Source organism: Pseudomonas asiatica (genome assembly GCF_040214835.1).
In the GTDB taxonomy this organism is placed as follows: domain Bacteria; phylum Pseudomonadota; class Gammaproteobacteria; order Pseudomonadales; family Pseudomonadaceae; genus Aquipseudomonas; species Aquipseudomonas putida_Z.
The window spans coordinates 2,500,740-2,522,802 of sequence record NZ_CP157874.1 but is presented as its reverse complement, the minus strand read 5'-3'; the positions used below and the strand labels follow the sequence as shown (position 1 = coordinate 2,522,802).

Below are 22,063 nucleotides of genomic sequence, written 5' to 3'. Positions count from 1 at the left end.
CGAAGGCGCCTGCCGCCAATCAGTCGCGATCCAGCATCTAAGGACCTTGCATAACCTGATCAGGCTGCGTGCCCATACTCGCGAGAAAAATATCGGTATCCCGATTAGTCCGTAGGCAGACAACGCGACAGCTCGAAGGGGCCGTTACCACGAATCGCTTCATCGCCTCCCGCGACGAGGTTTTCGTCCGCCACATGAACCTCAAGAACTCCGGCAGGTTGCCCAGCAATTCCGGACAGTTGTCCGGCAAGTCAGGTCGGGATCGACCGCGGTTCAGCATTGTTCTAAGGAGCACGCGCCAGAATCGAAGCGGTGCCGAGCGATCAATCCAAATCAACATGTCAGCCCGGGCCAGCCGGTTGTTCCATGTGGTCGAATGCCCACCTTCGAATATCCAGCGCTCACGGGCCTCGACCTCATGACAAAGACGCGTCTTCTCGTCCCGACTCCGCTCGACCCACCCTGGCTGCCAGTGAATCGTGTCGATATGCACGACCGGCAAGCCTGTTCGTTCGCCGAGTTTGCGCGCCAAGGTACTTTTCCCAGACCCTGGCTGACCAATGATCATCACCCGTTGCATTTAAGCTCCCTCTGGCCATGCCTGCGGAATTTCGGGCGCGCGATTTTACGGCAATGGACGACGAGGTCAACTGCAAGCGCACTTATGCTCTTGGCGTCCGTTGCAAATCGGCTGCTCCTGTTGATGGCGGGTATTAACCTGTGTCGGTCAACCGAGCTGGATCCGAATGCTGGCCTGTGTGTACCAAGGCGCAGCGGAGTCGACGTGCACATGTCTCTGCTGCTTCGGCTCGAAGGGGGTATCAAGCGTTCCTAGCGCTATGGATATCCAGCCGGCATATTCACCTTGAGAACGTGACCAGAATAAAGTCGAACCGCACGCCAGACAAAATTCGCGCATTACTGTCGGTGAAGACGCATACGTCCTGATGCTATCGGCGCCACGTAGTACTCGCAGGTCGCTACGCGGGACGCTTCCGTAGGATGCGAATGCAGCCCCGTGACCTTTGCGGCACTGGCTGCAATGGCAGTGAGTAACTGCCTTTGGCGCAGTGACTAGTTCGAAACTTACTGCTGAGCACAAGCAGCTACCTAGGTACCAAAGCTCTGTAGTCAGTGCAGGCCTCATCGCCGGCAAGCCGGCTCTCACAGGAATATCACCAGCCTTCAGGCATGCGCTGTACTTGTGGGAGCCGCGCTTGCCGGCGATGGGCCGCGAAGCGGCCCCGATTACAGATGTCCGTTTTGGGTCGAAAGCGGTCACTCGCGAACGACTGCTTCCGCCCCATGGCAGCCATACGCTGAGGGCAGCTATTGGCCAAAAGAGGATGATCAAACCCGCCTCTAGTTGCGCTTTTGCACATTAACCCGGCAGTGCCGCCAACACCGCATCCACCATGCGATTGAACGTAGCCGGCGAGTCCACAACGCGCGCGGGGGCGTTTGCTTCGCCGTCAGCACGCGTGGCGCGACGGGCTTGGTCGGCGGTGGCTGAGAGCTTTACGATGACCAGTTCGCGGCGGGGATTTATGTAGATTTTCTGCCCGAAGCGCCCGCTGGCCTCGAACGAACCGTCACCGTCGTTTTTCTGGTACCAGTAATTGCGGTAGCTGTAGCCAGGACGGCCGGGGCCAAGGCTGCCCTGGGCGAAAACTGCTGGGTCCGCAGGCTGGAACGTGCTGTGCACAGCCTGGTTGAAGCTGTCGCCCTTGGCATCACGGGCCAGTTCGCGGCGCACCAGTTCGGCGAAGCGGGCGGTGTCGCGCAAATTACAGCTGATGCCGCCACTGGCCATTTCGGTACCGAGCGGGTCGACCTGCACATAGGCATCGTCCTCGGCGAAGCGTGACCACAACCGCTGTTCGACCAACTGCGCCCAATTCAGCCCGGTGACACGCCGCAACGCCCAGGCCAGCGCTTCCGGCGAGCCGTTCTGGTAGAAGAATGGTGCTTGGCCGAGGTTCGGCGCCTGCTGCACCTGCCGCAGGAAGCTGTAGATGTCCCCCGGCATTCCTTCGCCCCGAGGTATCAGGCCAGTAGCGGCAAACAGGCCGAGGTCCGGCGGCATCTGCGCGGGGTACTGCACCGCCACCTGCATGTCCAGGTTGGCCTGCACCGTCGCCTCGCCAAACGGCGTTCCGCGCAGTTCCGGCACGTAATGCGCCAACGTACGCTGCGGGTCCAGCGCACCTTCGGCAATCAGCTGGGCAGCGATCAGGCCGGTGACCGACTTGGTCATCGACGCCCAGATATGGGGCTGGCGAGGTTGGAAGCCGTCCAGATAACGCTCGTACACCACCTTGCCCTGGTGCAGCACGATCAGCCCGTCAGTGCTGGTTTGCTCCAGGTAGCCGGCCAAGGTCAAAGGCTGGTCACCGGCGCTGAAGGCCAGTTGGTCTAGCGCCACCGCGCGGCCTTCGGTCAAGCTCAGCGGTGTGGCTGCCCGACCGATACCACGGGTGGGCGACACCTCACGGGCGTGGCGCATCGACCAGCGCAAGTACGGTGGCTGAAAGGCATTGGCCTGGGTGACCCGCAACTCCGGCGCCGGTGGGAACCCCTGCATCACACCCTGCCCGGTCGGTGCACCGACCGCCAGGGTTGGGGCCAAGGCACCGGCCAGCACCAGGGCGATACCAGTCAGGTTGGCGGATGAAGGGTGCATGCTGCGCTTGGACATGGTCTTGCTCCTTGGTTGCCTTAGAAGTTGGCGCCCACGCTGAACGCCACATAATCGCGGTCGCCACGGGTGCCATAATCGCCGTCGAGGTAATCGGTATAGGCCAGGCTGGCCCAGTATTGGCTGGCCAGGCTGACGTCCACGCCCAGGCTGATCGAGCGAGAGCCTTCGTTGAAGGCCGAGCTGTCCGCTGGCGAGTAACCCTTGACGTCATGGGCCCAGGCCAGGCCTGGGCGAATGTCCAGGCCTTGGATCAGGTTGGGGTAGCTCCAGGTCGCGCGCAGGCGGTAGCCCCAGGAAAAGGGTGTGACAAAGCCCTCGCCGTTGCAGTCGACCGGGCTTTTCGAGATCGCCAGGCACAGGCTGTTGTCGGCCAGCTCGCCGTTGCCATAGGCACCAGAGCGGCCATAGCGCGGCCCGAAACGCCCCTCCAGCCCGCCTACATAGGTGGCGCCCACCTCGCCCATCAGCAGTAGCTGGTTGCTGCCCATGACTTGGTTGAACGCCTGCACGGCCGACACCTGGGCCTGGGTCACCTCCTTGCGCCGGTAACCGTCGAAGGGGGTGTTGTCTGTCGCAGGGCGCAGGCCGTCGGCGTTGAGCGGGCTGCGGCCCGGGGCATTGAGCAATGACTGCAGCACATCGTTGCCGTTGAGCTGCACCGGCATGTTCGGCCGGTAGCTCAGTTCACCCTGCACGGCGGCACCGTTGCGCAAGGTGGTGGCGAAGGTCAGGCCGTACAGGCGGATGTCCTCGGGGTATTGCGCCCGGTACTGCGAGGTGCCCATACGTAGCGCGCCAGCCAGGGTCTGCCCGTTGCTGGAAGTCAGAAAGGCCCCGCAATTGGCCTGCGCCACACCGACATTGCCGCACAGTTCACGGGCAAAGCCCGTATTGGCGTAATAGCGGCTGCTGACCGTGCCCAGGTAAGGCGAACGGCTGTGGTAATTGGCTGCGAACAGGCCGAACTCGGTATCCAGTGGCTCAACGTACCAGTGCAGCGAAAAACCCCATTGGCCACCGTTGCGTGCATTCTGGTCGGCGCCCCGAGGCACGCGCACACCCTCCTCCGTCAGCGTCACACCAAACGGGGCCAGGGCCGACGACACGGCTGGATTGGTCACCATCTGCCCGCCGACATCCAGTCCCTGGCAGCCTTCGGGCATGAAGTCGTTGCCGGAAAAGAACGTTGCGCAGTTCTCCAGCCGAGTTTGCTCCCAGTCCAGCTGGTACAAGGCATCGAAAGACAGCGCCTGGTTGAGGTTCTGCGTGACATACAGCAGGTTGACCGGCGCCAGGGCGTCTTTCACTTCCGACCCTGGCCGGCGCAGCGCAGCCTGGCTGAAGGGGTTGATCACGTTCAGCCCGCCCTGGATGAACAGGCTTTCCCCCCAGTTGACCACCTGTTTGCCCACCCGCAGCGAACCGGGCTCACCGCCAATGTCGTAAAGGCCATAGACGAACGCATCGAGCAGCTCCGTCCCCGCGGTTTTCGCCGACACCTGGCGGTTGCGATCGTCGATGTCGACGGCCCGCTGGCTGTGGTCGCGTTGCGCGGTGTCGTACCAGTAGGTGCCACGCAGGAATACACCCACGTTATCGCCGCGCAGCTCCAGGTCATGGGTGCCTTTGAAGATCGCCGAAAATATGTCGCCCGACCGGTAGTTGCGCCGCCCGTCATTGCCATTGGCAGCCTGCAACTGCTGTTTATCGGGGTTGGCAGTGCTGACGGCGGTACTCAATGACAGCGCCGAGTCGAAACGCCCTTGCAGCGAGCCAACGTCGAATTGAACGCCCGCCACCGGAGTGGCGAGCAGGCAGCACAGGGCCGCCAGCGGCGCCTGGCGCCGGCAGGATAGAAGGGTTGCGCTCACTCTTAACCTCTTGTTGTTTTATTAGAGAGGGAAATGATGGGTTCAGCGCGGACGCGCCGGCCGCCCAGGCCGGCGGTGTCGGTGACGAGCAGTATCAGGGAGGTTTGATTACGCTCACAAATAGCGTCTTCGGATCAATGCCATGCCGGTTCGTTATGGCTCGATGGCAGTGCTTCAGAGCACTTCGAACAAGCCAGCCGCGCCCATGCCCCCGCCCACGCACATGCTCACCACCACGTAGCGAACCTTGCGCCGGCGGCCTTCGAGCAAGGCATGCCCGACCATGCGCGCACCGCTCATGCCATAGGGGTGGCCGATAGCGATGGCGCCACCGTTGACGTTGAGCCGAGCCGGGTCGATGCCCAGGTGTTCTGCGCAGTAGAGCACCTGGCAGGCGAATGCCTCGTTGATCTCCCACAAGCCGATGTCCTCGACCCGCAACGCGTGGCGCGCCAACAGGCGCGGTATCGCCAGCACCGGGCCAATGCCCATTTCTTCCGGCGCCAGGCCGACCACCGCCATGCCCCGGTACAGTCCCAGCGGCTGGCAGCCTGCGCGTGCCGCCCGGGCACCGCTCATCAGCACACAGGCGCTGGCACCATCGGACAACTGGCTGGCATTGCCAGCCGTCACGCAGCCGCCCTCGATCACCGGTTGCAGTGCCTCGAGGTCCGCCAGTCGGGTGTGCGGGCGGTTACCTTCGTCCTGGCTCAGGTGCACGCGCTCGTGGGACTGGACGCCAGTGGCCTTGTCGACGACCTTGCGCTGCGCCGTGACTGCCACGATTTCATCTGCGAACAGCCCGGCCTCCTGCGCTGCCGCTGTTCGCTGCTGCGACAGCAAGGCGTAACGGTCCTGGGCGTGACGGGCGATACCATAGCGTTTGGCGACGTGCTCGGCTGTGTGCAGCATTGGCATATAGGCGTGCTCGCACAGGCGCCGCACCGTGTCGTCCTGGGCAGCATTGGCGGCCTGCATGTGTGCCTGCTGCACCAGGCTGATCTGCTCCTGCCCGGCTCCGACCACCACGTGCATGCCCTCGCCGCGGATCTGCTGAGCGCCGATGGCAATTGCCATCAGCCCTGAAGCGCATTGGCGGTCGATGGTCTGCCCGGCCACCGACTGCGGCAAGCCGGCCGCCAGGGCCGACAAGCGCGCCGGGTTGATGGCGGCGGTCCCGCTTTGCATGGCGGTGCCCAGCACCAGGTCCTCGACTTCGCCCGGCTCCACGCCGGCGCGCTCGACGGCGGCGCGGATGGCAATAGCGCTCATGCTGGGGGTGGTGAGGTCGTTGAACGCGCCGCGCCAAGCCTTGGCGATGGGCGTGCGCGCGGTGGATACGATGACTGCGTCTTGCATGAAACGGCTCTCCTTGGGCAATTACACCGGCAGCAGGCTTTCGTAGGCACTGCGCAATTGGGCGGGAATACTGGCCGGGCGGTTGTTGCGGCGATCGACGAACACATGGGTGAAACGGCCGGCGGCGCAGGCCTCGGGTTCGCCCTCGACGAACACGGCCAGGGCGTAGTGCACCGAACTGTTGCCCAAACGTTCGACGGCAATGCCCACCTCGATGCGTTGCGGGAAGGCGACGGCGGCGAAATAGTCGCAGGCAGACCCGGCCACGTAGGCCACCACCGGGTCGTTGTGAATATCGAGGCCGGCCTGCTCGATCAACCAGGTATTCACGGCACTGTCGAAAAACCCGTAATAAACGACGTTGTTCACATGCCCGTACAGGTCGTTGTCATGCCAGCGCGTGGTGATCGGCTGAAAGTGGCGGTAGGCGCCGCGCAGCGGGCGTTCCCTGGCCATGTTCAAAACGCCGCCTGATAGAGGGCCAATGCGTCGTCAAGGGTGACCTTGCGCGGGTTGTTGACCAGCAACCGTTGCTGTTGCAGGGCATCCTCGGCCAGCAATGGCAGGCTGTGCCGCGGTACCCCGACATCTCGCAGCCGGCTGGGCAGGCCGCAGCGTGGCGCCAGCTGCTCCAGCTCATCGATGAACTGGTTACAGAGCTCATGGGGGTCGCCAGGCACCAGCCGATCGCCCAGCAGGGCCGGGGCCAGCGCGGCATAGTCGGCGAACGCTTCGCGACGGTTGAAGCGCATCACGTGGGGCAGCACCAGCGCATTGGCCAGCCCGTGCGGCACGTGGTAACGCGCCCCCAATGGGTAGGCCAGCGCATGCACCGCCGCGACCGGCGCATTGGCAAACGCCTGCCCGGCCAGACAGGCGCCCAGCAGCATGGCCTGGCGCGCCATCAGGTTGCCACCGTTGTGCACCGCCTGGTCGAGGTTGCCGGCCAGCAGCGCCAGCGCCTCACGGGCCAACAGGCTGGACAGCGGGTTGCACTTGAACTGGCTGGTGGTGGCCTCAATGGCATGGACCATGGCATCGATCCCCGTGGCGGCGGTGATCGCCGGGGGCAGGCCCAGAGTGCGCTCTGCGTCGAGCAAGGCCAGGTCGGGCAGCAACAGGGGTGAAATCACCGCCATCTTGGCCGCCTCGCCAGTGGTGATCACGGCGACGGGAGTGACCTCTGACCCCGTCCCAGCGGTGGTCGGCACCTGGATCAACGGCAGGCGCTGGCCTTTGGCCCGGTCGATGCCGTACACCGCCTCCAGGGTCTGGTCACAGGCCGGGTGCGCCAGCAGCGCCACCAGCTTGGCGACATCCATGGAGCTGCCGCCACCGAAGCCGACGATCAGCTCGGCGCCGATATGCCGCGCCCGAGCGGCGGCCGACAGCACGCAGGCATGGCTGGGGTCGGCGCTGACCTCGCTGAAGATCGCCACGCTCAAGTGGGCCTGGGTGAACCCTGGGAGCAAGTCATCGAGCATACCCAGACTGACGATACCCGGGTCGGTCACGATCAGCACGCGGCGCACGCCGCGTTGCTGGCACAGCTGCGCCAGGCGCCCGGCCGCGCCGGGTTCGCAAAGCAGGTGGGGGGTGGTGGCAAAACTGAAAGGCTGCATACTCATGTTCCTCTTGTTCTTGTGGGTGAACAGCAGGGCCAGGTCAAAAGGCGAAGTGCGAATCATCCAGGCTCATCAGGCACTGTGCGCCGCCGCGCAAGGCCTCGCAGTGGGCACTCGCGCGCGGCAACACCCGCCGCCAGTAAAAGGCTGCAGCCTGCAACTTGGCCTGGTAGAAGGCGCTGTCCTGGCTGCCGGCGGTCAATGCCGCGCTGGCGGTTTCGGCCGCCCGAAGCCACAGTGCGGCCAGCAGCACGTAGCCCGAATAGGCGAGAAAATCCACCGACACCGCGCCGATTTCCTGCGGGTCGCAGCGGCAGGCGTCGAGCACCTCGGCGCTCAGGTTGCGCCATTCCTGCAGGCGCTGGGCAACCGCCTGGGCCATCCCGGCCAGCGCGTCTGCGCGGCAGTTGCGTGCCCCTTCAAGCAACTCATCGATCAGCAGGCGCAACTGCTCGCCACCATCGCCAAGCAGCTTGCGGCGAATCAGGTCCAACGCCTGAATGCCGTTGGTGCCCTCGTACAGCTGGGTGATGCGGCTGTCGCGCATCAGTTGCTCCATGCCCCATTCGCGGATGTAGCCATGCCCGCCGTACAGCTGCACGCCCAGGCTGGCAGTCTCCTGGCCGACATCGGTGAGGAAGGCCTTGACGATGGGGATCAGCAACGCCGCCCGGCGCCCTGCGGCCGCCTGCACTTCAGGCTGCAAAGCACCGTGCTCAAGGTCCAGCGCTTGGGCGGCAAAGGCCGCCAGCATGCGGCAACCTTCGCTGAGGGTTTTCTGAGTCAGCAGCATGCGCCGCACGTCAGGGTGGCAGATGATCGGGTCGGCACTGCGCTCGGGCGCCACCGGCCCTGCCAGACTGCGCGACTGCAAGCGTTCGCGGGCATAGCCCAGGCCACCCTGGAAGGCCGCCTCGGCGATGCCCAGCCCCTGCAGGCCGACCTGGAAGCGCGCATCGTTCATCATGGTGAACATGCACGCCAGGCCCTGGTTGGCCTCTCCCACCAGCCAGCCACGGGCGCCATCGAAATTCATCACGCAGGTCGCCGCGCCCTTGATGCCCATCTTGTGCTCAAGCGCGCCGCATTCGACCGCATTGCGCGGGCCCAGCCCTCCGTTTTCTGTGCATTCGAACTTGGGCACCAGGAACAGGCTGATGCCACGCACACCGACCGGCGCATCCGGCAGCCGCGCCAGCACCAGGTGGACGATGTTGTCGGTGAGATCCTGATCGCCGCCGCTGATGAAGATCTTGCTACCGCTGATGCGGTAGCTGCCATCGCCCTGCGGCTCGGCACGGGTACGCAGCAGCGCCAGGTCGGTGCCGGCCTGCGGCTCGGTCAGGCACATGGTGCCGGCCCATTCGCCGCTGACCAGCTTGCCCAGGTAATCGCGCTTGATCGCTGCGCTGCCATGCCGGTGCAAGGCCAGCACGGCGCCCTCGGTCAGCCCGGAATAGATCCGGAACGACAGCGACGCGCCCATCAGCATTTCGTGAAAGCAGGCCGAAACCATTTGCGGCAGGCCCTGGCCGTCATGTTCCAGCGGGCCGGTCATGCCACCCCAGCCCTGCTCCACATACTGCCGGTAAGCCTGGCGAAAGCCATCCGGAGTGCGCACGTTGCCTTGCTCCAGGCGGCAGCCCTGCTCATCGCCCTGGCGGTTGAGCGGCGCAACCACTTCGCTGGCAAAGCGTGCACCCTGCTCAAGAATGCCATCGATGGTTTCGCGGTCCAGCTCATTGCCCAGGCGGGCACAGTGCGCCGTCACATCGAACAGTTCATGCAGCACGAAGTGCATGTCACGCTGGGGGGCTCGGTAGTTCATGCGCGGCCCTCGCGAACGTCGGCCAACTGTTTACCCTCAGCCACCAGGCTCCTCAGCAATCCGGCCTGGCGCCAGTGCTCGCCGAACAGTCCCTCCAAGCGTTCCAGGCGTGCCAGCAGCAAGCCCAGCCCCTGCTGGTCAGCCCAGCGCATCGGCCCGCCAACCTCGTGCGGGAAGCCGTAGCCATGCAGGTAGACACGGTCGATGTCAGCGCTGCAGCTGGCCACCGATTCCTCAAGTATCTTTGCCCCTTCGTTGACCAGCGCCAGCAGGCAGCGCTCACGGATTTCCTCGTCGTCGATCTGGCGCCGACGCACGCCCAGGTCATGGGCGACCTTGAGCACCAGTGCATCGACTTCGGGGTCGTGCACCGCATCACGGCTGCCAGGGGCATAACGGTAGTAACCCTGGCCCGCCTTCTGCCCGAAGCGCCCCAGCGCACACAGGCTATTGTCGACCTGGGCCAACGGCGCATCCATGCCTTTCCCAGCCAGCTGACGGGCCCGCCACTCCAGGTCGATGCCGATCACGTCGTACATGCGAAACGGGCCCATGGCCATGCCGAACCTTTGCAACGTCTCATCCACCTGCCGCGGCGTGGCGCCTTCGAGCAGCAGCTTGCGCGCCTCGGCCACATAGCTGGCGAGCATGCGGTTGCCGATGAAGCCTGGACAGTTGCCGGCCACCACCACTTCCTTGCCCATGCGCTGCCCAAGGGCCTGGGCAGCCTCGAGCACCGCAGGCGAAGTGCGCTCCCCGCGCACCACTTCCAATAGCCTCATCACATGGGCCGGGCTGAAGAAGTGCAGCCCGAGCACCTGTTCGGGCCGGCGGGTGACTGCCGCGATGGCGTCGATGTCCAGTGCCGAGGTGTTGCTGGCAAGGATGGCGTCGGCCTTGAGCGTGCTGTCCAGGGTACGGAAGATGGCCTGCTTGAGCGCCAGGTTCTCGTACACCGCTTCGATCACCAGGTCGGCTTCGGCGAGGTCATCATAAGCCGTTACCTGGCGCACCCGCGCCAGGCAGGTGTCAGCCTCGGCCTGATCGATACGGCCCTTGGCCACCTGCTGTGCCCAGGTTTGCGCGATCATCGCCAGGCCGGCTTCGGTAGCGCTGGAGTCGTTGTCCAGCCACAGCACCGCAAGGCCCGCACGGGCCAGGCTGATGACGATGCCGCGGCCCATGGTGCCGGCGCCGATCACCGCCGCCTGTTGAACGTTGTAGGAAATAATCACGCGTGACGCTCCTGATTCAAGGTGTGAAGGCATTGCCCTCACCCTAGTCAGGCGCCTACTATTTTTGAAATTCTCATTTTCCATCCCATGTATTTTTCGCATGAATATAACCAACTTCGACCTCAACCTGCTGCGCGTCCTGGACATGCTGCTGCGTGAACAGAATGTGTCGCGCGCCGCCGAACGCCTGGCGCTGACCCAGCCGACGGTGAGCAATGCGCTGGCGCGTCTGCGCGACCTGCTGGGCGACCCGCTGCTGGTGCGCGTGGGCCGACGCATGCGTCCCACTCCGCGCGCCTTGGCCCTGGAAGGCCCGATTCGCGCGGCATTGCTGCAGATCGAACAGACCCTTGGCGCCGGCGACAGCTTCGACCCGCGGCTCAGCCACCGCCAGCTGCGTATCGCGCTCACCGACTTCGCCGAACAGCTGTGCATGCCAAAGTTGCTGGCCACCTTGCAAACCCAGGCCCCGCACTTGCGCGTGGATGTGCTGCACCTGACGCCCAATCTGCCCGCCGAAGCCCTCGATCGCGGCGAGCTCGACCTGGTGCTGGGGCGCTTCGATGAGGTGCCCGCGCGCTACGAGCGGCGCCACTGGCGCAGCGAAACCCTGCACGTGGCGGTGCGCCAGGGCCACCCCGAAGTGGATGGCACCCTCGACCTTCAAGCGTTTCTCGCCCTGCGCCACCTGTGGGTGCACGGCGGGCAGACACGTGGCATGGTCGACCAATGGCTGGGGGAACAGCGTCTGGCCCGGCGCATCGTCTACACCACGCCCAATTACCTGCAGGCCGCACACCTGGCCGCAAGCTCCGACTTGTGCGTGGTGCTGCCCACCGCCCTGGCCCGCTATTTCGCCCGGCTGCTGCCGCTTCAGGTATTCGAGCTGCCGTTCGCCCTGGAGCCCTTCCAGCTGGAGCTGGTGTACCTTGCCCATCGCCAGCACGACCCGGCACTGGCCTGGCTGGTGGCGCGCATCATGGACATTGGTGCCGGCTGAGCCATAGCACTTGGGCATGGGTGGCCATGCAAGAGTGGTATTGGTTTGCCGGCGAGCTCTGTCCTTAGAGTGTTCGCCCTCAGAACAACAAGGACTACCCCATGCGCCTACGCACACTGCCCTGCCTGCTGGCCCTGGCCCTGCCCTACGCGGCGCTGGCCGACGGGCCGGCCAAGGACGCCAGCGACCTCACCCGCCAGAGCAATCAGCAATGGTTGCAGCGCCTGCCCTTCGGCGACCGCAGCGACTTCGACAATGCCCGCCGCGGGCTGCTCGAAGCTGTTGACCAGCCGGTGGTCAATGCCGACGGTAAAACCGTCTGGGACCTGCAGCGCTATGCCTTCCTGAAAGGCGAGGCACCGGCCACGGTCAACCCAAGCCTGTGGCGCATTGCCCAGCTCAACACCCTTGCCGGGTTGTTCAAGGTCAGCGAAGGCATCTACCAGGTGCGCGGCCTGGACCTGGCCAACATGACCCTGATCGAAGGCGAGCACGGTCTGATCGTGATGGACCCGCTGCTGTCGGTGGAAACCGCCAGGGCCGGGTTGGCCATGTACTTTCGCCATCGCCCGCAGCGACCGGTGGTGGCGGTGATCTATACCCACCCGCACGTCGATCATTTCGGGGGCGTGCGTGGGGTGATCGACGAGGCGGACGTCAAGGCCGGCAAGGTGCAGGTCATCGCCCCGCAGGGCTTCTTCGAACATGCCGTCAGCGAAAACGTGCTGGCCGGGCCGGCAATGAAGCGCCGGGCGCAGTACATGTACGGCGCACCACTGCCACGCGGTCCACGCGGCCAGGTGGATGCCGGCCTGGGCAAGGGTGTGCCGACCAATGCCACGGTTAGCCTGATTGCCCCGACCCGGCTGATCGAACAGCCCTTCGAGACCCTGCGCATCGACGGTGTCGACATCGAATTCCAGCTCACCCCTGGCACCGAAGCGCCTGCTGAAATGAACCTGTGGTTCCCCCAGTTCAAGGCCCTGTGCATGGCCGAGAACGCCTCCCATGTGCAGCACAACGTGCTGACCCTGCGCGGCGCCCAGGTGCGCGATGCCAAGGTGTGGGCGCACTACCTCGACCAGTCGCTGTTGCGCTATGGCGAGCAGGCCGAAGTGGTGTTTGCCCAGCACCACTGGCCGACCTGGGGCGGCGCGGCGATCCGCGACTACCTGGCTGACCAGCGCGACATGTACGCCTTCATCGACAGCCAGACCCTGCGCCTGATCAACCGTGGCCTTGGCCCCACCGAGATCGCCGCTGAGCTGACCACCTTGCCGCCTCGGCTGGCCAGCAAATGGTACAGCCGCGACTACTATGGCTCGCTCAGCCACAACGTACGAGCGGTGTATCAGCGCTACATGGGCTTTTACGACGGCAACCCGGCAACCCTCAACCCCTTGCCGCCGAGCGAGGCCGGTGCGCATTACGTCAAGGCCCTGGGCGGTGCCGAGCGGGTGCTGACCCTGGCCCTTGAGGCCTACGGCAGCGGTGATTACCGCTGGGTTGCCGAGCTCACCCGACACTTGGTATTCGCCGAGCCCGACAACAGCGCAGCGCGCGAGCTGCAGGCCGACGCCCTGGAGCAACTGGGCTACCAGAGCGAGAACGCCACCTGGCGCAACGCCTACCTGACCGGTGCGCAAGAGCTGCGCAACGGTGTGGCGCCGACCACCAGCAAAGGCGGCAGCGCGGACGACCTGGTACGCGCCCTGAGCCCGACGCTGTTCTTCGATTACCTGGGCGTACGCGTGGATGCTGCCAAGGCCGCCGAGCAGGACCTGACCATCAACTGGCACTTCACCGACCTGAACGAAGACTATGCACTGACCCTACGCAACGGCGTTCTCACCCACCGCGACCACACCCGCCACGGGCAGGCGGATGTCGAGGTGAAAATGAGCAAGGCTATTCTGGACCGCATCGCCCTGAAGCAGACCGGCTTTCTCAAGGAAGCGACCGTGGGTGATATCGACATCAGTGGCGAGCGCATGAAGTTCATGCGCTTCATGGCAGGGCTGGACGAGCCGGACGGGCGCTTCAATATCGTCACCCCCTAAATCACCTACAGCGCCGCCCTAAAGCGAGCGGCGCAACCACACGCTCAGCACCAGGCCCGTCACCCCCAGGGCACAGAGCAGCACACTCCAGGCGGCCGCGTGGCCCTGCTCGCGATGCAGCATGCCCAGCCCACGGCGGTACACCCGGCGGTCACGGGCCCGGCACAACACCGCCAGCAGCGCCGCCAGGCCAGCCACCATCCACATCTCTCCACGCCAGGCGAGGCACGCTACCAGCAGCAACGAGACCTGCGTGCGCCGCCAGGCCAGCACGGTACGCTCGGCCTGCAGCCCGGTGTCTCTGGCGCTATCCGCCATGCCAACGCGCCCATAGCACGCCGACAAGCACCACACCGGCAAGCCCGCACGCCACGCTCAGCAGTGGCACCAGGCGCGGGAACGGCAGCGGCGCCTCGCGGCGCAATGCGCGCTCCACCGCGAACCAGCGCCAGCCGGCGCCCAGGCTCACCAGCAAGCTGATGGCCAGCAACGCCAGCTCCATCGCCACGCGCCCAGAGGGTGGCCAGGCATGGGCAGCGAAGGTTTCGATGGCGATGGCGCCGCCGAGCAAGGCCAGTGCGGTGCGAATCCAAGCAAGAAAGGTGCGCTCATTGGCCAAGGTAAAACGCGGGTCGGGCGCCTTGCCCTGCCCCAGCAACCAGCGCTCCCAAGGAGTACGACGGTGATCGGAATTCATGAGAGCCCTGTGTCAGCGCAGCCCTTGGCTGCGCAATGCGCCGGGGGAAAAGTAGGAAGCACTGGTGCGCACGTCGAAGGCGTACGGCCTTGGCTGCTCGTTGGTCAGGCCTGACAGCTGGTAGCGGCCACTGCGCAGGTCGTAGATCGCCTCCATGGCGTTGACCAGCGCCTGCCCAGTCACGTGGTAGTAGCTGTGGGCCTGGGCGGTGCGCCACAACTGGCCCTTGTGGTCGAAAAAGTCCGCCTCGAGGATTGCCCAGCTGTCCTCGTCCAGGTAATAGCGGCGACTGGCGTACAGGTGCTTCGCCCCAGGTTTGAGGGTGCCCACCACTTCCCACACCCGGTGCAGCTCGTAGCGGGTGGGTTGCGGGTTGACGTGCCCCGGCCCGATCAGCGCGGCATAACCGAGCACGGGCGAAGCCAGGCGATAGCTGTTGTACGGCACGTGCAGGGCCTTCTTGCCCACCAGGGTCCACTGGTAGAGGTCCGGGGCGCCGTTGAACATGTCGCGGCTGTCGGCGGTGCGCAGGCCGGCCGTGCCCGGGGTGATGCTGTCATAAGCCAGCGTCGGGGCACGCCGCACCCGCCGCTGACTGCTGCTGTACAGCCACGAGAGGCGCGGCTGGGCGACCTGATCGAGGGTTTCGTGCAGCACCACGGCATCGCCCGCCAGACGCGACGGCGCGGTCATACGGTAACTCAGGTAATACAGCACGTTGCCCGCTTGGCCGCCTTCCAGTACGTCGGGGCGGGCGAAGTTCTGTTGCAGGCTCATCGTCGCGAAGCGGCCATCGCCACGCGGGGTGATGCTGTCCGAGGCCAGGCTGTAACTGCCGTTGCGCGGCCGGGTGAGGTGGTTCCACAGCACCTGCAGGCCATTCTCGGGCCTGGGGAATGCCACTACGCCGGCAAAGCCCGCCACGCCGTTGCCGTCATTGACCAGCCGGGCACTGGCCGCATTGTGCCGGGCCCACTCGCCCACGGGTGGCGGCACCGCGACACTGCGGTGCGAGGGATACACAGGCAGACGGAAAGACTGGGGGTAACGCTGCATCAAGGCCACCTGCCCCGCCGTCAGTTGCTCCCGGTACTGGGTGTAGTTGTTGGCGGTGATCACATACAGCGGCTGCTCATCGGCGTACGGGTCCAGCGGCGTGCCGTTGACCGCCAGAGACACTTGCCCCGCCCGCAGACCGCCGTTCCAGGCCGGTATGCGCCCGTCGCCGCTGGGCCCGCGTTCGGCCCCCACCGGCGTCAGGTCTGCGGGCAGTGGCGTGGCCCCCACGTACAGGCTCAGCAGGCTGGCGTTGACGAACAGGAAGCTGCGCAGCAGAGCGAATGGTTTCATCGGGCTTGGCCTCTTATTGTTGTGGTGTCCTGGCCGGGCTTGCCTTGGCACGCCCTTTCGGGGTGATACTAGGAGCCGCGCTTCGAACCCCACAAATAACGTGTTCGGATACGTGCCATATCAGTTCGGCATACCCTTGGAACCGCTCCGATGACCCTGAAACAGCTCCGCTACCTGATCGCCATCGTCGAAGCCGGCAGCTTCTCTTCGGCTTCACGTCGCGCCTACATTGCCCAGCCGGCGTTGAGCCGGCAGATCAGCCTGCTGGAAAGTGAACTGGAGATGCAGCTGCTCGACCGCCAGCACGATGGCATTGCCCTGACCGATGCCGGGCGCCAGCTCTACGAAGTGGCCCGGCAGGTAGTGCAGAAACTCGACTCGGTAAAGGATGAGCTGAAATCCAGCCGCGGCGACCCCAAGGGCCACGTGGCCATTTCCATCCCGGCCACAGCCGCCGACCTGCTGCTGCCAGAAATCGTCAGGCGCGCCGAACAGCGCTTCCCCGGCGTCACTCTGACCGTATGGGACGGCCTCAGCCGTGAAGGCGGCCAGGCCATCGAGCTGGGCAAGGTGGACTTCGGAGTGGTGCCCAATGCCGAGGAACTCGACCATGTGGAGGCCGAGCCGATCTTCACCGAGGCGCTGTACTGGGTTGGCGCATCAGCCCCCGGCACCCCCGACACCATCACCCTAGCCGAAGCCGCCGCCACCCGGCTGGTACTGCCGCCCAAGACGCTGCACCTGCGCCGACGCATCGAGCAAGCCGCCATGGAAGCCGCCGTCCCCCTGGCCGCTGCCTACGAGCAGCAATCGGCACCCGGTATCGCCAGCCTGGTGCGCGCCGGCCTGGCGGCGACCATCAGCAACTGGCCGCCGCTGAGCGTACTGCTCGAACCCACGGCGGCGCGGCGCATCGTCGAACCGCGCATCAGCCGCACCATCGCCTTGGCGCACTCCCAGCACAAACCCCTGTCGTTCGCTGCCGGTTGCCTGCGCGACCTGGTGCGCAGCGTGCTGATTGACCTGGTCAACAGCGGCCGGTGGCGGGGCGAACTGATCGGCAAGGAGACCGAGCCGCTGGAGTCGGTGCTCGGCGTTCAGCTGGCGGTCTGAGCGCACACCTGCCCGCCAGCGGCAGCAGATTCGCGCAGGCGCTGCTGGGTGCGCTGCGGGTTCATGGTGGCCAGGCCCACCAATCCGGCCAGCACCAGCACCGCGCCGCACACCAGGAAGCCCTGGGCATACCCCGCCGGGTGTTCGCTACCCGCACCTTGTACCAGCAAGCCGGTCACCACCGGCGCTGCCAGCCCGGCCAGCGAGGCGATGCCGTTGCCCATGGCGAGGATGCCGCCGCGCTGGGCCGCCGGGGTGAACTCGGCGAGCATTGCCGGGCCCACGGAATACATCACCAGCGCCAGGCCACCACTCAAAGTCAGCGCGGCGACCCTTACGGCCGTGCTCAAGCCAGGCAGCATCAACGAAGCCGACAACAGCCCGCCCAGTATCAGGCACACCGAAACGAACACGCCACGTGCCACCCGTGACTTCACGCCGCGACGCATCAGGCGCTGGGAAAACCAGGCCAGCAGCAAGCTCAGCGGCGTGGTCACGACCACGAACATGATGAAGATGCGCCCGGTCTGCAGCGGGTCGATACCCAGGCCCACCTGCAGGTAACTGGGCACCCAGGTCAGGGTGAGGGCAAGCGACCAGTTGGCGGCGAAGTGGCACAGATAGTTGCCCATCACGCTGGTGTCGCCCAGCAGCCTGCGATAGGGGATAGCCGATTCGTCGGCCTTGAGCTGGCTGGCACGCAGGCGTTCGAGGGTGCCCTCCTGGCCCAGCCGCCACCACAACAGGCACCAGACCAGGCCGATCAACGCAAGGATGATGAAATTGGTGCGCCAGCCGTAATGCAGGCTGATCCAGGGGATCATTGCCCCCGCCACCAGCAGGCCCATGGCACTGCCGGCATGCAGCAGGGCCACCGGCAGGTTGCGCCGGTCGTTGGGGAACCACTTGTACAGTGCATGAGTGGCCACCGGCGATGCCGGCCCCTCACCGATGCCCAGCAGCACCCGGCAGGCGACGATGGTCCACAGTGAGGTGGCGAACAGCATCGGCAGCTGGATCAGCGCCCAGAACAGGCCCATGCCCAACAGCAAGGTGCGCGTGGGGCGCCGGTTGGCCATGAAGCCACCGACCACGGCGGAGATCGCGAAAAACCAATGCAAGGCACCACCGATCAGGCCGAACTCGGTGGCCGTCAGGCCCAGTTCGGCGCTCATCGGCACGGCCACCAGGCCAATCACCACCTTGTCGAGAAAGTTGACCAGCATCAGCAGGGCCAGCAGCGCGGCCACCAGCCAGGCGGTACGGGGGTTAGGCAGGGAAGAATCCGCAGTCATGGCGAGTACTCTTGTTATTGTTGTGAGGTGTTGCAAAAAGGCCGCCGCAAGGGCGGCCCGTCGTTCAGGCAGGCATCAGCACGCCTTTGGCGATGGTGTTGCGCTGGATCTCGCTGGTGCCGGTAAGGATACGCATCATCCGCGTGGCGCGGAAAATCCACTCCACCGGATGGCCCTGCATCAGCCCGGCACCGCCGTGCACCTGCACCGCCTTGTCGGCGATGCGGAAGGCAGCCTCGGATACGAACAGCTTGCACATCGGCGCCTGGGTGCGGATATCGCCCCCTGCGTCGTTCACCTGGGCCGTGGCGTAGACCATGCTGCGCGCAGCGTGCAGCTCGGTGGCCATGTCGGCGATCATGTGGTTGACCGCCTGGAACATGGCTATCGGCTGGCCGAACTGCTTGCGGCTGCGTGCATGCTCGATCGACAAGTTCAGCGCTAGGCCGGCCATCCCCAGCAGGGTCGGGCAATGCAGCAGACGGTTGAGGGTGATGCGCCCCATGGCCAGTTTGAACCCCTGTCCCTCTTCACCGATCAGGTTGGCCGCGGGCACGCGCACCTGGTCAAGCACGATGTCGCCGTGGGCACCGCCACCGGACATCACCGAGTAATCGCTGTCGATTCGCACACCCGGCGCGTTGAGGTCGACGAAGAACGCCGAAATGCCCTGGGCGCCCTTCCCCGGCCCGGTCACCGCCAGCAGCACCGCCAGGTCGGCGTAGGAGGCGCCAGAGATGTAACGCTTGCAGCCGCTGAGCACATAGTGGTCGCCGTCGCGGCGCGCCTGGGTAGTAATGGCGGTGGCATCGGAACCTGCCTCGGCTTCGGTCAGGGCAAAGCACACGGCCTTTTCAGCGCGGCACACTGGCTTGAGAAAGGTCTCGACCTGGTAGGGGCTGGCCACCTTGAACAGGTGGCCGACGCGCGGTGGCCCCGACAGCTCGCCCAACACGTGTGAGGCAAGCATCGAGCCTGTCAGCATCGTGGCCTCCTTCACCGCGCAAAGGTCGGCCACGTTCAGGCCGGCTCCGCCCATGCTTTCGGGCAGCATGACGGTGTACAGGCCCTGCTCGCTGGAAAGTTTCCACACCTGCCGCAGCACCGGCTGGGGGTGCGGGCGCGCCCAGTCCAGCTGTGCCTGCTGTTCCAGCGGGCGTACGTGATCGCGGACGAAACCCTCGATCGCTTCGATAATCTGCGCAGCCTTTGCACTGGGTTGATACATGGTGATGCTCCCGGGTCAGATACGACGTTCGCTGTGTTGCCAGTAGGTGTCCCGGACCAGGCGGCGCACCACCTTGCCATTGGGGTTTTTCGGCAGTTCGCTGACAAAGTCGACGCCGCGCGGTTTCTTGAAACCGGCCAGCGCACGGCCGCAACGATCGATCAGCTCGGCGGCCTCCAGTTGCGCCCCGGGCTTGAGCACAACCACCGCGCGCACCGCTTCGCCCCACTGGGCGTCGGGCACGCCGACCACCGCCACCTCAAACACTTCGGGGAAACCGTAGATCACCTGCTCCACTTCGCTGGGGTACACGTTGAAACCGCCGGAAATGATCATTTCCTTCTTGCGATCGACGATGAACACGTACCCCTGGGCATCGACTGTCGCCAGGTCGCCGGTAAGGTAGTAACCGTCACGCATCACTTCGGCGGTGAGCGCTGGGGCGCGCCAGTAGCCCTGCATCACGTCGGGCCCTTTGACCACGATCTCGCCGACTTCACCCGGGGTCACATCCTCGAATGCCTCGTTGACCACCCGCAGGTCGGTCTCGAAGTAGCACCGCCCGCACGAGGCCAGGCGTTGATAATCGCCGTCTTCCACCAAATGGTCCTGCTCGGTCAACACCGTGACCAGCGAACAGGTTTCACCGGCCCCGTAACCTTGCGCGAGAATCGGCCCGAACAGTTCGATGGCCTTTTTCACCAGGGCAGGTGCCATGGGCGCGGCGCCGTACATGACCAGCTTCAGGCTCGACAGGTCGAAGCGTTCGACGCCGGGGTAATTGACCAGGCGGTTGATCATCGCCGGCACCAGGAACAGCCGCGTCACCCGTTCGCGCTGAATGGTCTCGAGCAACAGGCGGTCGTCATAACGATCGAGTAGCAGGTTGCAGGCGCCCACCGCCAGCAGCGGCATGATCTGCATACCGCTGGCATGGGTGATGGGCCCCACGTGGGCCATGACATCGCCTGGCCCGGAGCGCCGTGTGGGGCTGGCAATGCTCTTGCGCACCAGCGCCTTGCGGTTGCCGAACGACAGCATCGCAGCCTTGAGCACGCCGGAGCTGCCGGAGGTGTAATGCAGCACGGCCAGCGCATCGTCGGCCGGGTCCAGGCCCAGCGGTGCCTCACTGCCGCGCTCTAGTAACGCGGCATAACCCAGATCACCGCCCTCGTCTTCCAGCACGATCAGCTGGCGCAGCAGCGGTAACTCCGTGCGCCGCGCTGCGAGCGCCTGGGCAAAACTGGCATCGGTGATCAGTGCAACGCTGCAGGAGTCTTCCAGCACCCGCACCACTTCATCCACTGACAGCCGCGCATTGATCGGCACCTTGACCATCGCCGCCTTGTACAGCGCCACTTCAGCTTCGACCAGCTCCACGCGGTTGGCGGCGAGTATCGCCACATGCTCCCCGACACCCACGCCTAGCGTACCCAGCGCTGAGGCCAAGCGGTTGCTGCGGTGCTCCAGTTGGGCGTATGTGACGCGTGTCTGGCTGTCCGCCACGGCGATGTGGTCCGGCCAGTAGCGGGCACTTCGGGTAATGATCGTTCCAAGGTTCACGTTGTTGTTCTCGTCGACAGGAAGACATCGACGATGCTAATCAGGCGAACGCGTGCAGATGAAATACAAGATTCAGATGTGAGCCATACCTTTATTGGCTGGCGTAAGGCCCAGACATGTTGGGGCTGGCGATCGGTTGGGATATGGCAGTCATTGTCTGTGGCAGCGTTGTTTCATGAGGGAGCGATTTCGACCCATAGCGGATACCGTACCAACGCACTGTAGTCAGTGCCGGCCTTCAGATGTCCGCTATGGGTCGATTGCGGTCAGTGGCGACCGGCTGCTTTCGACCCAAAACGGACGCTAAAAGATAACTGGTTTCGTAAGCGCGACGCGTACTCTGTGGGAGCGGGTTTACCCGCGAAGCAGGCGCCGCGGTGGATGGCACCGGCCGTGCCGGTGTTCGCGGGTGAACCCGCTCCCACAATGATTGCTGTGGGGCAAAATGACCGCAATGGGTCGAAAACGGCCACTCGTGAACGGCCGCCTTCTTCCATGGCGAGCTTTCGCAGTCTGGCGTCAGCGCTCATTGGCTTGGCTGCGTCTCCTCCTGCTTGAAAACACGAAATCCGCGCGCCTTATAATTTCCAAGCGCGGCAGGATGGTCGAACGTGCATGTGTGTACCCACACCCGCTCTGTACCTTGCCATTCCCACGCAGATCGAACAGCGTGACTCAAGAGTGCCCCGCCGAAGCCACACCCTAGAAACTGCGGTGCCAACCCGAAGTAGCGGATTTCGCAGTTACAGCCATCGGGGCGATAAAGCTCGTAATAGCCGGCTATCGCGCCGCGGTGATAGGCAACCCAGGTACGGTGGCACTCCTGTTCAACGAGTGCCTGCCATTCGGAACTGCTCCAGCTATCAAGATCGCCCCACTCCCAGGGCGTTCCTACCAGCTTGTAGAGAAACCGATTGAATTCCGCCTGAGGCACTTCACATTCGATGATCTGAAGGTCGTGACGCTGTGGTTTTTCCTGCAGCTCGGAAGCCGAGGTCATTTCCAGGTAATAAGTAATGCAAGACCGTTCCATCGTAGACTCCCTGCGTCTTCCCGCTAGCGATCAACAAGCATGCCAGCTGCGGCTCGACTGCGGCTACACCTGATGTCTGCTTCGGCTAGAAAGCAGTCGCTATCA

At 64.8% G+C, this 22,063-nt stretch carries 19 protein-coding genes; 3 read left to right on the top strand and 16 right to left on the bottom strand.

Annotated elements, in window-relative coordinates:
- Nucleotides 1-37: 37 nt before the first annotated feature.
- The 9 genes from ABNP31_RS11355 to ABNP31_RS11315 form a co-directional block, all read right to left on the bottom strand.
- Nucleotides 38-580: an AAA family ATPase gene (locus ABNP31_RS11355; RefSeq protein ID WP_085663434.1), complete on the bottom strand. Its 543-nt coding sequence runs from the start codon at nucleotides 578-580 to the stop codon at nucleotides 38-40.
- Nucleotides 581-727: 147 nt separating this feature from the next.
- The gene (locus ABNP31_RS11350) at nucleotides 728-1,147 is read right to left on the bottom strand and encodes a GFA family protein (RefSeq protein ID WP_350013415.1); all 420 of its coding nucleotides are present in this window, start codon (nucleotides 1,145-1,147) and stop codon (nucleotides 728-730) included.
- A 234-nt stretch (nucleotides 1,148-1,381) separates the two neighbouring features.
- Entirely contained in the window at nucleotides 1,382-2,698 is a 1,317-nt protein-coding gene (locus ABNP31_RS11345; protein ID WP_085663432.1) for a serine hydrolase domain-containing protein, read from the bottom strand.
- Between the two features lie 20 nt (nucleotides 2,699-2,718).
- Nucleotides 2,719-4,572 carry a DUF1302 domain-containing protein gene (locus ABNP31_RS11340; RefSeq protein ID WP_238066082.1) on the bottom strand — a complete coding sequence of 618 codons (1,854 nt, stop codon included), beginning with the start codon at nucleotides 4,570-4,572 and terminating at the stop codon, nucleotides 2,719-2,721.
- Nucleotides 4,573-4,746: 174 nt separating this feature from the next.
- The gene (locus tag ABNP31_RS11335) at nucleotides 4,747-5,931 is read right to left on the bottom strand and encodes an acetyl-CoA C-acyltransferase (protein WP_085616259.1); all 1,185 of its coding nucleotides are present in this window, start codon (nucleotides 5,929-5,931) and stop codon (nucleotides 4,747-4,749) included.
- Nucleotides 5,932-5,952: 21 nt separating this feature from the next.
- Nucleotides 5,953-6,387 carry an acyl-CoA thioesterase gene (locus ABNP31_RS11330; protein ID WP_085663430.1) on the bottom strand — a complete coding sequence of 145 codons (435 nt, stop codon included), beginning with the start codon at nucleotides 6,385-6,387 and terminating at the stop codon, nucleotides 5,953-5,955.
- A gap of 2 nt (nucleotides 6,388-6,389) precedes the next feature.
- Complete coding sequence (locus ABNP31_RS11325; protein ID WP_085663453.1) at nucleotides 6,390-7,553, bottom strand: iron-containing alcohol dehydrogenase; 1,164 nt, start codon at nucleotides 7,551-7,553, stop codon at nucleotides 6,390-6,392.
- A 43-nt stretch (nucleotides 7,554-7,596) separates the two neighbouring features.
- Nucleotides 7,597-9,384, bottom strand: coding sequence for an acyl-CoA dehydrogenase C-terminal domain-containing protein (locus ABNP31_RS11320; RefSeq protein ID WP_085663429.1), 1,788 nt, complete (start codon nucleotides 9,382-9,384; stop codon nucleotides 7,597-7,599).
- Nucleotides 9,381-10,652 carry a 3-hydroxyacyl-CoA dehydrogenase gene (locus ABNP31_RS11315; protein WP_085663428.1) on the bottom strand — a complete coding sequence of 424 codons (1,272 nt, stop codon included), beginning with the start codon at nucleotides 10,650-10,652 and terminating at the stop codon, nucleotides 9,381-9,383. The genes ABNP31_RS11320 and ABNP31_RS11315 overlap by 4 nt, the downstream gene beginning before the upstream one ends.
- Nucleotides 10,653-10,719: 67 nt before the next feature.
- Between ABNP31_RS11315 and ABNP31_RS11310 the strand changes: the two genes are divergently transcribed.
- Together ABNP31_RS11310 and ABNP31_RS11305 are read left to right on the top strand one after the other, a co-directional pair.
- Nucleotides 10,720-11,619 carry a LysR family transcriptional regulator gene (locus tag ABNP31_RS11310; RefSeq protein WP_085663427.1) on the top strand — a complete coding sequence of 300 codons (900 nt, stop codon included), beginning with the start codon at nucleotides 10,720-10,722 and terminating at the stop codon, nucleotides 11,617-11,619.
- A gap of 101 nt (nucleotides 11,620-11,720) precedes the next feature.
- The gene (locus tag ABNP31_RS11305) at nucleotides 11,721-13,679 is read left to right on the top strand and encodes an alkyl/aryl-sulfatase (RefSeq protein ID WP_085663426.1); all 1,959 of its coding nucleotides are present in this window, start codon (nucleotides 11,721-11,723) and stop codon (nucleotides 13,677-13,679) included.
- An 18-nt stretch (nucleotides 13,680-13,697) separates the two neighbouring features.
- Here ABNP31_RS11305 and ABNP31_RS11300 read toward each other — a convergent pair whose 3' ends face one another.
- Genes ABNP31_RS11300 through ABNP31_RS11290 form a run of 3 tightly spaced genes read right to left on the bottom strand, consistent with a single transcriptional unit; the run spans nucleotide 13,698 to nucleotide 15,726 of the window.
- Nucleotides 13,698-13,997 carry a DUF202 domain-containing protein gene (locus tag ABNP31_RS11300; RefSeq protein WP_085663425.1) on the bottom strand — a complete coding sequence of 100 codons (300 nt, stop codon included), beginning with the start codon at nucleotides 13,995-13,997 and terminating at the stop codon, nucleotides 13,698-13,700.
- Nucleotides 13,987-14,376: a YidH family protein gene (locus ABNP31_RS11295; protein ID WP_085663424.1), complete on the bottom strand. Its 390-nt coding sequence runs from the start codon at nucleotides 14,374-14,376 to the stop codon at nucleotides 13,987-13,989. Before ABNP31_RS11295 ends, ABNP31_RS11300 begins: the two co-directional genes overlap by 11 nt.
- A 12-nt stretch (nucleotides 14,377-14,388) precedes the next feature.
- The gene (locus ABNP31_RS11290; RefSeq protein ID WP_085663423.1) at nucleotides 14,389-15,726 is read right to left on the bottom strand and encodes a DUF1329 domain-containing protein; all 1,338 of its coding nucleotides are present in this window, start codon (nucleotides 15,724-15,726) and stop codon (nucleotides 14,389-14,391) included.
- 150 nt (nucleotides 15,727-15,876) lie between these two features.
- Between ABNP31_RS11290 and ABNP31_RS11285 the strand changes: the two genes are divergently transcribed.
- Nucleotides 15,877-16,839: a LysR family transcriptional regulator gene (locus ABNP31_RS11285; RefSeq protein WP_085616240.1), complete on the top strand. Its 963-nt coding sequence runs from the start codon at nucleotides 15,877-15,879 to the stop codon at nucleotides 16,837-16,839.
- On the opposite strand, the gene ABNP31_RS11280 is transcribed toward ABNP31_RS11285, so the two are convergent.
- The 4 genes from ABNP31_RS11280 to ABNP31_RS11265 form a co-directional block, all read right to left on the bottom strand.
- On the bottom strand, nucleotides 16,824-18,134 hold the full coding sequence (locus ABNP31_RS11280) for an MFS transporter (RefSeq protein ID WP_350013328.1): 1,311 nt from the start codon (nucleotides 18,132-18,134) through the stop codon (nucleotides 16,824-16,826). The genes ABNP31_RS11285 and ABNP31_RS11280 overlap by 16 nt on opposite strands.
- 64 nt (nucleotides 18,135-18,198) lie before the next feature.
- A complete protein-coding gene (locus ABNP31_RS11275) occupies nucleotides 18,199-19,362 on the bottom strand; it encodes an acyl-CoA dehydrogenase family protein (protein ID WP_350013327.1) in 1,164 nt (387 codons plus the stop codon).
- 15 nt (nucleotides 19,363-19,377) lie between these two features.
- A complete protein-coding gene (locus ABNP31_RS11270) occupies nucleotides 19,378-20,925 on the bottom strand; it encodes an AMP-binding protein (RefSeq protein WP_085616234.1) in 1,548 nt (515 codons plus the stop codon).
- A 526-nt stretch (nucleotides 20,926-21,451) separates the two neighbouring features.
- Nucleotides 21,452-21,958 carry a GNAT family N-acetyltransferase gene (locus ABNP31_RS11265; protein WP_350013326.1) on the bottom strand — a complete coding sequence of 169 codons (507 nt, stop codon included), beginning with the start codon at nucleotides 21,956-21,958 and terminating at the stop codon, nucleotides 21,452-21,454.
- Nucleotides 21,959-22,063: the final 105 nt, after the last annotated feature.

What these genes read in the sequence shown, in the direction of transcription:
- ABNP31_RS11355 (WP_085663434.1), bottom strand. Translation starts at nt 580, where the DNA reads ATGCAACGGGTGATGATCATTGGTCAGCCAGGGTCTGGGAAAAGTACC.
- ABNP31_RS11350 (WP_350013415.1), bottom strand. Translation starts at nt 1,147, where the DNA reads ATGAGGCCTGCACTGACTACAGAGCTTTGGTACCTAGGTAGCTGCTTG.
- ABNP31_RS11345 (WP_085663432.1), bottom strand. Translation starts at nt 2,698, where the DNA reads ATGTCCAAGCGCAGCATGCACCCTTCATCCGCCAACCTGACTGGTATC.
- ABNP31_RS11335 (WP_085616259.1), bottom strand. Translation starts at nt 5,931, where the DNA reads ATGCAAGACGCAGTCATCGTATCCACCGCGCGCACGCCCATCGCCAAG.
- ABNP31_RS11330 (WP_085663430.1), bottom strand. Translation starts at nt 6,387, where the DNA reads ATGGCCAGGGAACGCCCGCTGCGCGGCGCCTACCGCCACTTTCAGCCG.
- ABNP31_RS11325 (WP_085663453.1), bottom strand. Translation starts at nt 7,553, where the DNA reads ATGCAGCCTTTCAGTTTTGCCACCACCCCCCACCTGCTTTGCGAACCC.
- ABNP31_RS11320 (WP_085663429.1), bottom strand. Translation starts at nt 9,384, where the DNA reads ATGAACTACCGAGCCCCCCAGCGTGACATGCACTTCGTGCTGCATGAA.
- ABNP31_RS11315 (WP_085663428.1), bottom strand. Translation starts at nt 10,652, where the DNA reads ATGCCTTCACACCTTGAATCAGGAGCGTCACGCGTGATTATTTCCTAC.
- ABNP31_RS11310 (WP_085663427.1), top strand. Translation starts at nt 10,720, where the DNA reads ATGAATATAACCAACTTCGACCTCAACCTGCTGCGCGTCCTGGACATG.
- ABNP31_RS11305 (WP_085663426.1), top strand. Translation starts at nt 11,721, where the DNA reads ATGCGCCTACGCACACTGCCCTGCCTGCTGGCCCTGGCCCTGCCCTAC.
- ABNP31_RS11300 (WP_085663425.1), bottom strand. Translation starts at nt 13,997, where the DNA reads ATGGCGGATAGCGCCAGAGACACCGGGCTGCAGGCCGAGCGTACCGTG.
- ABNP31_RS11295 (WP_085663424.1), bottom strand. Translation starts at nt 14,376, where the DNA reads ATGAATTCCGATCACCGTCGTACTCCTTGGGAGCGCTGGTTGCTGGGG.
- ABNP31_RS11290 (WP_085663423.1), bottom strand. Translation starts at nt 15,726, where the DNA reads ATGAAACCATTCGCTCTGCTGCGCAGCTTCCTGTTCGTCAACGCCAGC.
- ABNP31_RS11285 (WP_085616240.1), top strand. Translation starts at nt 15,877, where the DNA reads ATGACCCTGAAACAGCTCCGCTACCTGATCGCCATCGTCGAAGCCGGC.
- ABNP31_RS11280 (WP_350013328.1), bottom strand. Translation starts at nt 18,134, where the DNA reads ATGACTGCGGATTCTTCCCTGCCTAACCCCCGTACCGCCTGGCTGGTG.
- ABNP31_RS11275 (WP_350013327.1), bottom strand. Translation starts at nt 19,362, where the DNA reads ATGTATCAACCCAGTGCAAAGGCTGCGCAGATTATCGAAGCGATCGAG.
- ABNP31_RS11265 (WP_350013326.1), bottom strand. Translation starts at nt 21,958, where the DNA reads ATGGAACGGTCTTGCATTACTTATTACCTGGAAATGACCTCGGCTTCC.